The organism is Serratia sp. root2 (assembly GCF_031931805.1).
In the GTDB taxonomy this organism is placed as follows: domain Bacteria; phylum Pseudomonadota; class Gammaproteobacteria; order Enterobacterales; family Enterobacteriaceae; genus Serratia; species Serratia inhibens.
This window is the reverse complement of the sequence record NZ_JAUJXB010000009.1, coordinates 74,534-87,921: the sequence shown is the minus strand read 5'-3', so window position 1 is coordinate 87,921 and position 13,388 is coordinate 74,534. Positions and strand designations below refer to the sequence as shown.

Annotated in this window: 16 protein-coding genes; 8 read left to right on the top strand and 8 right to left on the bottom strand. The window is 54.8% G+C overall.

The window, feature by feature from the left end; translation table 11 throughout:
• Window positions 1–10: 10 nt before the first annotated feature.
• Window positions 11–1,195: a NupC/NupG family nucleoside CNT transporter gene (locus QZQ97_RS23805; protein ID WP_311995438.1), complete on the bottom strand. Its 1,185-nt coding sequence runs from the start codon at window positions 1,193–1,195 to the stop codon at window positions 11–13.
• A 344-nt stretch (window positions 1,196–1,539) separates the two neighbouring features.
• Between QZQ97_RS23805 and QZQ97_RS23800 the strand changes: the two genes are divergently transcribed.
• On the top strand, window positions 1,540–1,929 hold the full coding sequence (locus QZQ97_RS23800; RefSeq protein WP_311995437.1) for a hypothetical protein: 390 nt from the start codon (window positions 1,540–1,542) through the stop codon (window positions 1,927–1,929).
• A 54-nt stretch (window positions 1,930–1,983) separates the two neighbouring features.
• Here the strand turns inward: QZQ97_RS23800 and QZQ97_RS23795 are convergent, their stop codons facing one another.
• The gene (locus QZQ97_RS23795; RefSeq protein ID WP_126486090.1) at window positions 1,984–2,847 is read right to left on the bottom strand and encodes a YicC/YloC family endoribonuclease; all 864 of its coding nucleotides are present in this window, start codon (window positions 2,845–2,847) and stop codon (window positions 1,984–1,986) included.
• A 126-nt stretch (window positions 2,848–2,973) separates the two neighbouring features.
• On the opposite strand from QZQ97_RS23795, the gene rph reads away from it, so the two are divergent.
• Window positions 2,974–3,690 carry a ribonuclease PH gene (rph, locus tag QZQ97_RS23790; protein ID WP_311995436.1) on the top strand — a complete coding sequence of 239 codons (717 nt, stop codon included), beginning with the start codon at window positions 2,974–2,976 and terminating at the stop codon, window positions 3,688–3,690.
• 93 nt (window positions 3,691–3,783) lie between these two features.
• The gene (pyrE, locus tag QZQ97_RS23785; protein WP_004953362.1) at window positions 3,784–4,425 is read left to right on the top strand and encodes an orotate phosphoribosyltransferase; all 642 of its coding nucleotides are present in this window, start codon (window positions 3,784–3,786) and stop codon (window positions 4,423–4,425) included.
• A gap of 47 nt (window positions 4,426–4,472) precedes the next feature.
• On the opposite strand, the gene slmA is transcribed toward pyrE, so the two are convergent.
• From slmA to coaBC, 3 genes are all read right to left on the bottom strand, one after another.
• A complete protein-coding gene (slmA, locus tag QZQ97_RS23780; RefSeq protein WP_006320137.1) occupies window positions 4,473–5,069 on the bottom strand; it encodes a nucleoid occlusion factor SlmA in 597 nt (198 codons plus the stop codon).
• Between the two features lie 528 nt (window positions 5,070–5,597).
• Window positions 5,598–6,056 carry a dUTP diphosphatase gene (gene dut, locus QZQ97_RS23775; protein ID WP_311995435.1) on the bottom strand — a complete coding sequence of 153 codons (459 nt, stop codon included), beginning with the start codon at window positions 6,054–6,056 and terminating at the stop codon, window positions 5,598–5,600.
• Entirely contained in the window at window positions 6,034–7,251 is a 1,218-nt protein-coding gene (coaBC, locus tag QZQ97_RS23770; protein WP_311995434.1) for a bifunctional phosphopantothenoylcysteine decarboxylase/phosphopantothenate--cysteine ligase CoaBC, read from the bottom strand. Before coaBC ends, dut begins: the two co-directional genes overlap by 23 nt.
• A 181-nt stretch (window positions 7,252–7,432) precedes the next feature.
• Here coaBC and radC point away from each other — a divergent pair, with 181 nt between their 5' ends.
• The 4 genes from radC (at window position 7,433) to mutM (ending at window position 9,684) form a co-directional block, all read left to right on the top strand.
• The gene (radC, locus tag QZQ97_RS23765; protein ID WP_311995433.1) at window positions 7,433–8,116 is read left to right on the top strand and encodes a RadC family protein; all 684 of its coding nucleotides are present in this window, start codon (window positions 7,433–7,435) and stop codon (window positions 8,114–8,116) included.
• Between the two features lie 263 nt (window positions 8,117–8,379).
• A complete protein-coding gene (gene rpmB, locus QZQ97_RS23760; RefSeq protein WP_004931195.1) occupies window positions 8,380–8,616 on the top strand; it encodes a 50S ribosomal protein L28 in 237 nt (78 codons plus the stop codon).
• 11 nt (window positions 8,617–8,627) lie between these two features.
• Entirely contained in the window at window positions 8,628–8,795 is a 168-nt protein-coding gene (gene rpmG / locus QZQ97_RS23755; protein ID WP_002208990.1) for a 50S ribosomal protein L33, read from the top strand.
• 79 nt (window positions 8,796–8,874) lie between these two features.
• Window positions 8,875–9,684 carry a bifunctional DNA-formamidopyrimidine glycosylase/DNA-(apurinic or apyrimidinic site) lyase gene (mutM, locus tag QZQ97_RS23750; protein WP_311995432.1) on the top strand — a complete coding sequence of 270 codons (810 nt, stop codon included), beginning with the start codon at window positions 8,875–8,877 and terminating at the stop codon, window positions 9,682–9,684.
• Here the strand turns inward: mutM and coaD are convergent, their stop codons facing one another.
• The 3 genes from coaD to waaA are packed head-to-tail and all read right to left on the bottom strand — an operon-like array spanning window position 9,685 to window position 12,225.
• Window positions 9,685–10,170 carry a pantetheine-phosphate adenylyltransferase gene (gene coaD, locus QZQ97_RS23745; protein WP_006320126.1) on the bottom strand — a complete coding sequence of 162 codons (486 nt, stop codon included), beginning with the start codon at window positions 10,168–10,170 and terminating at the stop codon, window positions 9,685–9,687.
• A 3-nt stretch (window positions 10,171–10,173) separates the two neighbouring features.
• A complete protein-coding gene (locus tag QZQ97_RS23740; protein WP_311995431.1) occupies window positions 10,174–10,947 on the bottom strand; it encodes a glycosyltransferase family 2 protein in 774 nt (257 codons plus the stop codon).
• Window positions 10,948–12,225, bottom strand: a complete 1,278-nt coding sequence (waaA, locus tag QZQ97_RS23735) for a lipid IV(A) 3-deoxy-D-manno-octulosonic acid transferase (protein WP_311995430.1) — start codon at window positions 12,223–12,225, stop codon at window positions 10,948–10,950.
• 125 nt (window positions 12,226–12,350) lie between these two features.
• Here waaA and QZQ97_RS23730 point away from each other — a divergent pair, with 125 nt between their 5' ends.
• Complete coding sequence (locus tag QZQ97_RS23730; protein ID WP_311995429.1) at window positions 12,351–13,364, top strand: glycosyltransferase family 9 protein; 1,014 nt, start codon at window positions 12,351–12,353, stop codon at window positions 13,362–13,364.
• Window positions 13,365–13,388 lie beyond the last annotated feature (24 nt).

Below are 13,388 nucleotides of genomic sequence, written 5' to 3'. Positions count from 1 at the left end.
GGATATTTACTTACAGCACCAACCCGGCAATGGCTGCCGAGAGCAGGCTGACCAGCGTTGAACCGTAGACCAGTTTCAGGCCAAAGCGGGATACTACGTTGCCTTGTTGTTCATTCAGCCCTTTGATCGCCCCGGCGATGATGCCGATAGAGGCAAAGTTGGCAAAGGAGACCAGGAACACGGACAGAATGCCCAGGCCGCGCGGCGACAGTTCCGCCGCAATCTTCTTCAGCTCGATCATCGCCACGAATTCATTGGCCACCAACTTGGTCGCCATGATGCTGCCGGCCCGCAACGCATCCTGCGCCGGGATGCCGATCAACCAGGCCAGTGGATAAAACACGTAGCCCAGAATTTGCTGGAAGCTGATGCCGAACACGGCGGAGAACAGGGCATTCACCGCAGAGATCAGCGCAATAAAGCCAATCAGCATCGCGGCGATAATAATCGCAATCTTGAAGCCCGCCAGAATGTATTCACCCAGCATTTCAAAGAAGCTCTGATCTTCATGCAGCTTGCTGAGTTTCAGCTCAGGCTCATCGTCCAGTTGATAAGGGTTGATGATCGACAGAATGATAAAGGTGCTGAACATATTGAGGATCAGTGCCGCGACCACGTATTGCGCATCGATCATCGACATGTAGGCGCCAACGATGGACATGGAGACCGTCGACATGGCGGTTGCAGCCATGGTGTACATACGGCGCGGCGAAATATCGCCGATAATACCCTTATAGGCGATAAAGTTTTCCGACTGACCGAGCACCAGCGTGCTGACGGCGTTGAAAGACTCCAGCTTGCCCATGCCGTTAACCTTGGACAGCAGGGTGCCGACCAGGCGGATAATCAGCGGCAGAATACGAAAGTGCTGCAAAATACCGATTAGCGCGGAAATAAAGATAATCGGGCACAAAACCCCCAGGAAAATGAACGCCAACCCGTCCTTGCTCATGCCACCGAAAACAAAGTCGGAGCCTTGCGCTGCGTAGGTCAGCAGCGTTTCAAAGAAGCCGGCGACGTGCCTGATTACGCTGAGGCCACTTTCTGAATGCAGAAAGAAATAGGCGAGTGCGCCTTCAATGACCAAGAGCTGAATAATATAGCGCAGGCGGATTTTCTTGCGATCGTTACTGACCAGCAGCGCCAGGGCGATGATCACCACCAGCGCGAAAATAAATTGCAGAATTTGCGGCATAAAGGGTCCGTACGGCTTGCGGGCGTGAAAAAAACACATTTAGCCACAGCTTAGCCTGCCTTTCATTACCTTACGTGATAATTAGAACAAAATACTTCGGGTGGCCGGTATGAGTTATGGATTGTCATTCTCCGGATGATCGTCGCAGTTTTTCGTAAAAGCCCCGCTTTTACGGCGGAGATGCCTGTAAACCCATCGCCGATGGGGCTGGCAGCTTGGAATCTTTCCCGCGTAATCTGAACGCCATCCCGCTTAAATATTGATTTTTTTCTCGCCGAGAGAGAAAAATAGTTCACTATTTAGCCGCACAAGACGGCCTACTTTCTCAGGATGAGGATGCTGATATGAAGACACAGGCAATGTTGCGGGCGCTGGCAAATGGCGTTCACCCCGAGACGGGTGAGGTGCTGGGTATGGCGTCAATGACCGGTTCGCCGGAGGCGATTCGGCTACTGTTTGCATTGGCCGAGGAGTTTCAGGCTGAGCCGGAGCGCCAGAAAAAAGTAAAGCTCTCACCGGAAGAGCGGCAGCAGAAGAACATTGCCGAGGGGCGGCCGGCGAAATCGTACTTCCCATGGGCAGAGGAAGAAAAACAGCGGCTGCAGGAGAGCTATGCAGCCGGCGGAACGCTTGAGGCATTGAGCAGCGAATTTGAGTGCACCACTTGGGCCATCGCCGTTCAACTGCAAAAAATGGGGCTAATTACCGAACAGCAGGCGGCCAGGTATGTATAGGGTTAATTCATAAAAAAACCCGCATAGCGCGGGTTTTGGTTAGTGAAGAAAACATCACTCGATATTCTGGATCTGCTCGCGCATTTGTTCGATCAGCACTTTCAGCTCGATAGCGGAAGTGGTGACTTCGGCATTAATCGACTTGGAGGCCAGCGTGTTCGATTCGCGGTTAAACTCCTGCATCATAAAGTCGAGGCGGCGGCCCACGGCCTCTTTCTTCTTCAGGATGTTATGCGTTTCTTTTACGTGGGCTTCCAGACGGTCCAGCTCTTCGGCAACGTCAATACGTTGCGCCATCAACACCAGCTCCTGTTCCAGGCGGGTGTTTTCCAATTGCACCTGAGCTTCTTCCAACTTGCTGACCAGGCGCTCACGCTGCCATTGCAGGATGTTTGGCATCTGGGCGCGCACTTTGGTCACTTCGGCGCTGACGCCGTCCAGGCGCTGTTCGATCAGGGCTTTCAGCGCGGTGCCTTCGCTTTCGCGAGCGGTGATGAAGTCATCCAGTGCGTCATCCAGAGCCTGCATCAGCTGTGCGCTGATGGCATCCAGATCCTGCTCCTGAGCAGACATCACGCCAGGCCAACGCAGTACGTCGATAGGATCGATTTCCCCTTCATCGCTCTGCATTTTCACCCAGTTGGCGGCTTCAACCAGCTGTTTAGCCAGTTTTTCGTTCAGGATCAGCGAGCTTTGCGCGCTCGGGTCCAGCTCGAAGCGCAGGTTGCATTCCACTTTGCCGCGGGTCAGACGGCCACGGATACGTTCGCGGATCACCGGCTCCAGGCTGCGAAATTGTTCCGGTAAACGGATGTAGGTTTCTAGATAGCGTTGGTTAACGGAACGCAGCTCCCAAGCTGCGCTGCCCCATTCACCCTTGATTTCACTCCGTGCGTAGGCGGTCATGCTGCGGATCATTGATGCGTACCCGTAATAGGAAAAGATGAAACGATTATAACGTTGGACCTCTGGGCAGGATAGGCATTACGTCACGAAGCCCGTATAATGCGCAGCCAATCGTAGATTAGAAGCCGGAGAGAGCCCATGCGTCCTGCAGGCAGAGCACCACAACAAGTTCGCCCACTGACATTGACCCGTCACTATACCAAACACGCTGAAGGCTCAGTGCTGGTTGAGTTTGGCGATACCAAAGTTTTGTGCACCGCCACGGTAGAAGAAGGCGTTCCGCGCTTCCTGAAAGGTCAGGGCCAGGGTTGGATTACCGCCGAGTACGGCATGCTGCCGCGCTCCACCCACAGCCGTAACGCTCGCGAGGCCGCAAAAGGCAAGCAGGGTGGCCGTACGCTGGAAATCCAGCGCCTGATCGCCCGTTCGCTGCGTGCGGCGGTCGATCTGAAAAAACTGGGCGAGTTCACCATTACCCTCGACTGCGATGTACTGCAGGCCGATGGCGGCACTCGTACCGCCTCCATTTCCGGTGCCTGCGTTGCGCTGGCTGATGCGCTTAATGCCTTGGTTGCTGCGGGCAAACTGAAGGCCAACCCAATGAAAGGGCTGGTGGCTGCAGTGTCTGTCGGCATCGTCAAGGGCGAAGCGCTGTGCGATCTGGAGTACGTTGAAGACTCTGCGGCAGAAACCGATATGAACGTGGTCATGATGGAAGACGGCCGCATGATCGAGGTGCAGGGCACCGCTGAGGGCGAACCCTTCAGCCACGATGAGTTGTTGGCGCTGTTGGCGCTGGCCCGAGGGGGCATCGAAACCATCTTCCAGGCGCAGAAAGTGGCGCTGGCAGAGTAATTTTTAAGGCGACTGAAGAGTCGCCTTTTTTACGCCCGACGATCGGGCGGCGGTAATAACAGATCTAACAGACCCAGACGAGGAGAAGCAGTAATGAAAGCCTATCAGCGCCAGTTTATCGAGTTCGCGCTTAACAAGCAGGTATTGAAATTCGGTGAGTTCACTCTGAAATCCGGCCGTACCAGCCCGTATTTCTTTAATGCCGGCCTGTTTAATACCGGGCGTGATCTCGCGCTGTTAGGGCGCTTCTACGCCGAAGCGTTGATGGATTCCGGTATCGATTTTGATCTGCTGTTTGGCCCGGCATACAAAGGTATCCCGATCGCCACCACCACGGCGGTAGCGCTGGCGGAACACCATGAGCGCGACGTACCTTACTGCTTTAATCGTAAAGAAGCCAAAACCCACGGCGAAGGTGGCACTTTGGTGGGCAGCCCACTGCAGGGCCGAGTGATGCTGGTGGACGATGTTATCACCGCCGGTACCGCAATCCGTGAGTCGATGGAAATCATCGGCGCCAGCGGTGCGACGTTGGCCGGGGTGTTGATCTCCCTGGACCGTCAGGAGCGCGGGCGCGCGGAGATTTCGGCTATTCAGGAAGTCGAGCGCGACTATCACTGTAAGGTGATTTCTATCGTGACGCTGAAGGATCTGATTGCTTATCTGGAAGAGAAACCGGAAATGGCGGCGAGTCTGGCGGCGGTGCGCGCCTATCGCGAACAGTACGGGGTTTAACGCGTTATTCACTTTGTCAGGCGCGCCAAAACGCGCCTGACAAAGGTTTATTGCAGCTGTGCTGCCAGCAGCGGCCAGCGGCCATCGAAGTCTTGCGTAGGGCGGTAACGGAACTCGGAGCGCACGTAGCGTGACAGCATACCTTCGCAGAATGCCAGCAGTTGGCTGGCCAGCAACGTTTCATCCACGATAAAGCCTTTGCCTTCCCGCAGTTTGCGCTCTTTCAGCACCTGCCGCAGCTGTGCCTCTATACGTTCAAACAGCTGGCTGATTCTGCCCTGCAAGCGATCCTGCTCAAACATCAGCGCATGGCCGGTCATGATGCGCGTCAGGCCAGGGTTACGTTCGGCAAACCCCAAGATCAGCAACAGGATCAGCCGCAGGCGGTTAAAGGTTTCTTTTTCGTCCTGCAGGATCAGGTTGATGCGCGTTATCAGGCTGTCTTCAATAAATTCGATCAGACTGTCGAACATCCGTGTTTTGCTGGGAAAATGCCGATACAACGCAGCTTCGGAGACACCGACGTTAGCGGCCAGCTTCGCGGTGGTGATACGCTGGCTGCCGTCGCTGGATTCCAGCATCTGGGCTAACGCCTGCAGTATTTCCTCGCGCCGGTTCCTTTTGGTATTTTCTTTTTCTGCCATGTCTGATTAGACCCTTGCTAAAACTGCTTAGACTTTCGGAAACCCGCGCACCGGCCATTGCAGAGAAATCTCTGTGCGGCTTATGTGATAGCTTTTTTACGATGCTGGGGTCAGCGGCCTTAACGACCTGTGTTCTCCGCGCGACCTGGTGTGCGCTGTAATCGTTGCCGGACAAACCTTGCCATATACCCGTCATACTTGAAGCTGCATCTGTGTTGGCTGCGTTATTCGACCCATCCCTGGGCCTCACCCCTGACGGGGCCGCTGCAAGCAGCGTTCAAATCTGCTCCCGGCTGATTTGTCACTCACCCGAATCACTTACCACAGTAAGCTCATTGGGATAAGCGTTCTTGCCGCGCTACTCGGCACAACCTCACCCCGTAGGGGCCAGCGCAAGCGCTGTTCAAAAAAGCCGTGGCTTTGTTGTGATGCAACTCCAATTATTTTGGATAGAGAGATGTCCTTCTCTCTCTGGGGGCTCGGTTTTGGGCGACATTTCCCTGCCGGCCATCAAGCCTTGGACTGCGCTTAGTGGCGGCCAGAGTGGCCAAAGCCACCCACGCCACGTTCGCTGCTGTCGAACTCTTCTACCAGATTGAACTCAGCTTGCACAACAGGCACAAAGACCATCTGCGCGATACGTTCGCCTGGTTCAATGGTGAAGGATTTTTGACCGCGGTTCCAGACGGAAACCATCAGTTGGCCCTGGTAGTCGGAGTCGATCAGGCCAACCAGGTTGCCCAACACTACGCCGTGCTTATGGCCCAAACCTGAGCGCGGCAAGATCACCGCTGCCAGATCGGTATCGGCAATGTGAATAGCCAGACCGGTAGGCAGCAACGTGGTTTCACCTGGGGCCAGCTCAACCGCGCTGTCCAGACAGGCGCGCAGATCGAGGCCGGCTGAACCTGGGGTGGCGTAGGTCGGTAAAGGGAAATCCTGTCCGATACGCGGGTCGAGGATTTTAACGTCGATTTTTTTCATCATAACGGCTGACTATCTCGTCTATTAAACGTTGGCCAAGGAGTGCCTTATCGCTCAGCGCCAGGCGCTTTTCTCCATCCTGCCAAAAAAGGTGCAAGGCATTGGTGTCACTGTTAAACCCGTGCTCTGCAAGCGATACATCGTTAGCGCAAATTAAATCCAGTTTCTTACGCGCCAGTTTTTGTCGCGCATATTCTTCCACATTCTGGGTTTCGGCGGCAAACCCCACGACAAAGGGTCGATTTTTAGTCATTGCGGCGACGCCGGCAACGATGTCGGGGTTTTTTACCATTTTGAGGATGATTTCATCACCCTGTTTTTTTATTTTTTCACCGGCGATCTGCTCGGCACGGTAATCGGCTACGGCGGCACAGGAAATGAAAATATCCTGCTGAGCGGCGCGCTGCTGCACCGCCTGCTCCATTTCCAGTGCGCTGACGACGTCTACCCGGGTTACCCACGGCGGCGTCGGCTGGTTGACCGGCCCGGTCACTAACGTGACTTGCGCACCTCGTGCGGCGGCGGCCCGGGCGATAGAGAAGCCCATTTTACCGGAGCTGTGGTTGCTGATGAAACGTACCGGGTCCAGCGCTTCACGCGTTGGACCGGCGGTGATCATAATCTTTAAATGTTGCAGATCTTGCGAAGCAGAGAAATAACCGTTCGCCAGATCGACGATGTCCAACGGATCGAGCATGCGGCCAGGGCCAACGTCACCACAAGCCTGGCTGCCGCTGTCCGGGCCCCACAGCAACATGCCACGCGCCTGCAGTGTTTGCAGATTGGCCTGGGTGGCGGCGGCGCGATACATCTGCTGGTTCATGGCGGGCGCTGCGGCTATCGGCGCGTCGGTTGCCAGGCAAAGGGTCGTCAGCAGATCGTTGGCCATGCCGGCGGCGGCGCGTGCCAGCAGATCGGCGGTGGCCGGGGCCAGAATCACTAAATCCGCCCATTTGCCGAGCTCTATATGGCCCATCGCGGCTTCGGCTGCGGGATCCAGCAGATCGTCGGAGACCGGATAGCCTGAAACTGCCTGCAGCGTCAGCGGCGTGATAAACGCTTTCGCCGCGTTGGTCATTACCACACGCACTTCCGCGCCTCTGTCACGCAGGCGGCGCACCAGCTCTGGGCATTTGTACGCGGCGATGCCGCCACTGATGCCAAGCACAATATGTTTGCCGGAAAGTCCCGTCATCATGATTGTCCGATTGAAAACCGAAAGATGTGCCATTTTAGCATAACCGTCCGGCAGGTGAGTGATTCCGCTGCTTCTGCAGCTCGTTACATTGCGCTTTGCGCAGTACTTCGCAATGTTATCAAACACCTGTCGTTGCCCTTCGCTCTGCGTGGCATGCTTTGACGCTTTCGGGGGGATGATGATGAGCAGTCAGGTAATAACCTTGTGGCCGGGAGCGCTTGCGCCCCGGGAAAAGCTGCTGCGTTACGGTGCGGCGGCGCTGTCCGATGTGGAGTTGCTGGCCATTTTTCTGCGCACCGGGTTCCCCGGTCTGCATGTCATGCAGCTGGCGGAACAGCTGTTGGAGCAGTTTGGCTCGCTGTACCACCTGATGTCGGCGGATCATCAGGTTTTCTGCAGCCACAAAGGGTTGGGCAATTCGAGCTATGCACAGCTGCAGGCGATTTCAGAATTGGCGTTTCGCTTCTTTTCCAGCCACCTGGCACAGGAAAACGCCATGCTCAACCCAAAAATAACTCAGCATTATTTGCAAAGCCTGCTGGCGCACCGTGAGCGAGAGGTATTTTTGGTATTATTTTTAGACAATCAGCACCGCGTTATTCGCCATCAGGAGATGTTTGCTGGTACCATCAGCAGCGTCGTCGTGCACCCGAGAGAAATTGTGCGTGAAGCGTTGAAGGCTAATGCGGCCGCCATTATTCTGGCGCATAATCACCCTTCGGGTAAGGCTGAACCCAGTCACGCCGACCGTTTGATAACAGAGCATGTGGTTAATGCCTGCCTGTTATTGGAGATCCGAGTGCTCGATCATTTGGTGATAGGTCGGGGTGAGTGCGTCTCTTTTGCCGAACGCGGATGGCTTTAAGCGATTTTTTCGCGATCCTTGAGGGATCTTTAGCTGTTCGGGACTTGAGCACTTACGCCTCAGAGCGTATACTACGCCACCTTTGAGAATCTTGGGTTTGGCGTAAGGGCCTATCTCAGCAGGTTTCTAACCTGATGTGTGGTTTCTGACCTGATGACGGGAGTCTCCTCAGTATGGAGTTTGCTGAGATGGGCTCTAAAAGCCTGACGAGGCGGCCATACCCTATACGAAGCTCGAGCTGATTTGATTTTTGGAGAATAGACATGTCCCGAGTCTGCCAAGTTACTGGCAAGCGCCCGGTGAGCGGTAACAACCGTTCCCACGCAATGAACGCGACCAAGCGCCGTTTTCTGCCGAACCTGCACTCACACCGTTTTTGGGTTGAGGCTGAGAAGCGCTTTGTAACGCTGCGTGTATCTGCTAAAGGTATGCGTGTTATCGATAAGAAGGGTATTGAGACGGTCTTGGCCGATCTGCGTGCCCGTGGTGAGAAGTATTAAGGAACTGCATCATGGCTAAAGGTGTTCGCGAGAAGATCAAGCTGGTTTCTTCTGCTGGTACTGGTCACTTCTATACCACCACGAAGAACAAGCGTACTAAGCCGGAAAAATTGGAACTGAAGAAATTCGATCCAGTTGTCCGTCAACACGTACTGTACAAAGAAGCTAAAATTAAATAATTTTAGTGGATTAATAAAAACCCGGCTTAGGCCGGGTTTTTTGTTTTATAAGGGTAGGAAACCGACGGGAGAGTGCCAGATGCCTGAATTACCAGAAGTTGAGACCAGCCGACGTGGGATTGAACCTTATCTTGTTGGCCATAGCATTCAATATGCTGTGGTGCGCAATGCGCGGCTGCGCTGGCCTGTTTCCGAGCAAATTCTGGCGCTGAGCGACCGGCCGGTACGCAGCGTACAACGCCGCGCCAAGTATCTGCTGATTGAACTGGACCAGGGCTGGATTATCGTCCATTTGGGGATGTCCGGCAGCCTACGCATGCTGGCTGAGGAAACCGAAGCCGGTAAGCATGACCACGTTGATCTGGTGATCAGTAACGGGATGACGCTGCGTTATACCGATCCCCGCCGTTTTGGCGCCTGGCTGTGGTGTGAAGACCTGGCGACCAGCAACGTGCTGGCGCATCTTGGGCCGGAACCGCTGAGTGAAGCCTTTACTGGCACCTACCTGTACGAAAAATCACGCAACAAGCGTACGTTGATCAAACCCTGGCTGATGGATAACAAGCTGGTGGTGGGGGTTGGCAATATCTACGCCAGCGAATCCCTGTTTACCGCCGGGATCCTGCCCGATCGTCCGGCCGGCTCGCTGAGTAAAGCGGAAGCTGAGTTGCTGGTGGAAACCATCAAAGCGGTATTGCTACGCTCGATTGAGCAAGGTGGGACCACGCTGCGCGATTTCCTGCAGTCGGACGGCAAACCAGGCTATTTCGCGCAGGAATTGCAGGTGTATGGCCGGGCGGGTGAACCTTGCCGGGCGTGTGGCACGCCGATTGAATCCGCTAAACACGGGCAGCGCAGCACCTTCTTCTGCCGGCGCTGCCAACGCTGATTATTGTGCGGCGAGTTTTTCCATCAGTGCCTGGGTGACCACGTCCGGCAGGAAAGGTGCGATATCGCCGCCGTGGCGCGCCACTTCCTTCACCAGAGAGGAAGAGATAAACGACCACTCTTCGGAAGGCATCAGGAACACGCTTTCCAGCGTTGGCATCAGGTGACGGTTCATGTTCGCCAACTGCAATTCATATTCAAAGTCAGAGACCGCACGCAGGCCGCGTACCAGAATGTTGGCATTTTGATGAGCGGCAAAATGCGCCATCAGCTCACTGAACCCCAACACTTCGACATTATCCAGATGCGATGTCACCTGGGTGGCTAACGCCACGCGTTCTTCCAGCGTGAACAGCGGTTTTTTGCTTGGGCTGGCGGCAATGGCCAGAATGACGTGATCGAACATCAATGACGCGCGCGTCACCAAATCCAGGTGGCCGTTGGTCAGGGGATCGAAAGTACCGGGATAAATGGCTTTACTGGTCATGATTCACTTCTCTGAAGAGTTGCGGCCCAATGCCCACAATGAGGCATATTTATTGAAGGTATATTGCGCGTTGACCACGGCTAACAGCAACCCCTGTTTACCGTCGAGGAAGCCGGCGCGCAACAGCCAGGTTTTGCAGAAGGCACCGAGAGTATGGGTCAATATTGAGGAATAACCGCAGCGCTTACCGGCCTGGTGACGTTGATTGGCCCATTCTTCGGCATAACGCAGCTGTTTGCGCTGGAAGGCGAAAAAGTCACGACAGGTCAGGTGCAGCAGATCGCCGCGGAGGGGCGCCACTTTAGCGGTGCCTATATCGAGCGATTCATGCACCAGATCGTCGTTATAGCGATAGCGTTGGTTGGCGTACAGCCGGTTGACGCGATCCGGATACCAGCCGCTGTGACGCATAAAACGCCCAAGGAACAGGTTGCGGCGCGCACAGCTGTAGACCTGATTGTCGTCAGGCGCGGCCAACGTCTGTTCAATTGACTGGCGCAGTTCGGGCGTGACGCGCTCATCGGCGTCGAGCATCAGAATATAGTCGTGGCTGGCGTAGCTTTGGGCCCGTTGGCGCTGTTTGCCGAAGCCTTGCCAGTCGGTATGGACGAACACTTTGGCACCTAGGCTTTCGGCAATGGCGATGCTGTCATCCTGGCTACCTGAATCGAGAATGACAATTTCGTCCGCCCAAGCCACAGAGTGCAGGCAATCCGGCAGCAGCCCGGCTTCGTTCTTGGCGATGATCACCACCGACAGGCTTTTGCGGTCGCTCATTTAATGGCTCCGTGGCGGCAGGTGCGGTTCCAGCAGTTGCAGCAGGCGCTGCAGCGCTCCCTGATTCTGATACAGCACTTCCACGGCGTGGCGACCGTAATAGCGGCGATAGTCTTCGTCGGTGAGCAGGGTGGCAACTTCCTTGACCAGAGAGTCTTCGTCGGTCACGGTGATCAACCCTTCGGCCTGCGACAGCTTGGCGCAGATATCCTTGAAGTTGAAGATATGCGGCCCCATCAGCACCGGAATTGCGTGTGCGGCGGCTTCCAGCGGATTATGCCCGCCGCGTTCTACCAGGCTACCGCCGACAAAGGCCAGATCGGCAATGCCGTACAGCAGCATCAGTTCACCCATGGTATCGCCAATCACCACCTGGGTGCTGCCGGAGGGGATTTCACCGCTGCTGCGCAGGGTGTAGCTGAAACCGGCTTTCTGCACCAGTTCTTTGGCGGTAGGGAAACGCTCAGGATGACGCGGCACCAGAATCAGCAGCAGGTCGGGGTGCTTTTCCAGTAACTTGCGGTGCGCCGCCAGCAGAATGCTTTCTTCGCCTTCATGGGTGCTGGTCGCGATCCACACCGGGCGACGCGGTGCCCATTGGCGGCGTAACGTGATCGCGCGAGCAGCCAGCTCGGGAGTGACGGAGATGTCGAATTTCAGGCTGCCGGTCACGGTCAGCTGTGAGCGCTTCAGGCCAAGTTCGATGAAGCGTTCGCCATCTTCCTGATTTTGCGCTGCGATCAGCGTGATGCGGCGCAACATGTCGCGTACAAAACCGCCGATTTTTTTATAACCGGCCGCAGAGCGGGCAGAAAGGCGTGCGTTGGCGATCACCAGCGGGATCTGACGCTGATGCAGCGCGTTAATCAGATTTGGCCACAGCTCGGTTTCCATGATGATAACCAGCTTGGGGTTGACCTGATCGAGGAAACGGCGCATGGAACCGGGCAGGTCGTAAGGCAGATAAACATGATGAACGTCTTTACCGAAAGCGGACTGAACGCGCTCTGAACCTGTTGGCGTCATCGTGGTCACAGTAATCGGTAAATAGGGATAGCGGTGGCGCAACGCGCGGACCAACGGGATAGCGGCCAGCGTTTCCCCCACGGAGACGGAGTGCAGCATGATGCCGCCCGGCACCACTTTTCCGGCGCAGAAGCCATAGCGTTCTGCCCAGCGTTTACGGTAGGCTGGAGCTTTGCGGCTGCGCAGCAGTAAGCGGAGCCAGATCAGGGGTTGGATGAGGTAGAGTAGTACCTGATATAAACGCAGCAACATTCTATCAATTTCATTTATATGGGTTAGTCAGAATAGTACCATAACCGGAAGGGAAAGGCGCTAATTTGGTAACCTTTGGTGTCAGTTTCAGACAACAGGCGAGAGATTTCGCTGATAGGCTTGGAATGAAGAATATTTTAATTATTCGCCGTGACAATATTGGCGATCTTGTTTGTACGACTCCTCTGATTGAAGGGGTGAAAATTGCCTATCCGGATGCCAAACTTTATCTGTTAATCAATAAAGTCAGCCAGGATGTTGTTAAAAACAACCCGCACCTTGAGAAGGTTTTCGTCTATAAAAAGGCAAAGCACAAGACGAAAAACGAAACCACATTCGGGGTTTATTTTGAACGGCTGATGATTTTTCTTAAGCTGCGTAAAATAAAATTCGACGCGGCGATCCTGGCCAATCCGGTTCCTTGCAGGTACAGCTTGCGGTTGGCGAAAATGGCGGGGGTAAGCAATATTATTGGCGCTGATTTAGGTACGCCTGATATTCATCATCCTTTCCGTAAGCAAGATTTCAGTGGCAAGCATCAGGTAGAACATACCTACAGCTACTTATCGGCGATTACCGAACAGCGCATCCCGATCCCGCCGGTCCGCGTGTTCCTGACCCCGGAAGAACGCCAACAGGCAGCGCAGCGTATGCAAAAACTCTTGCCGCCGGTCGAGCGAGTTTGCGCGGTTCATATCAGTAGTCGCAGCCCTAAACGACGCTGGCCGATAGAGCGCTATGCCGAAATTATCAATCGCTTAGTCGCCGATCAAAACACCGCAGTGCTGATTTTCTGGTCCCCGCAAGGCACGCTGACACCTGATGACATTGGTGACCAAAAACGTGCAGAACAGCTGTTGGCGCTGTGTCAGAATGAACGTATAGCGCTTTATCCGACGGCCTCGGTGCGGGAATTGCTCGCCGGTTTTGATTTATGCGACAGAGTGTTGTGCAGCGACGGCGGGCAGATGCATCTGGCCGCGGCGTTGAATAAAGATATGGTGGTGTTCTTTGGCGATACGAATAAAGAATCCTGGCACCCCTGGACGGGGCGTTATCACATTCTGCAAACCGAGTCGGGTGATTGCATTGATGTCACTGTTGATGATGTCTGGCAAAAAATAAAAACGTTCGATTAATTAAAATAAAGGCAGGGAATTCCC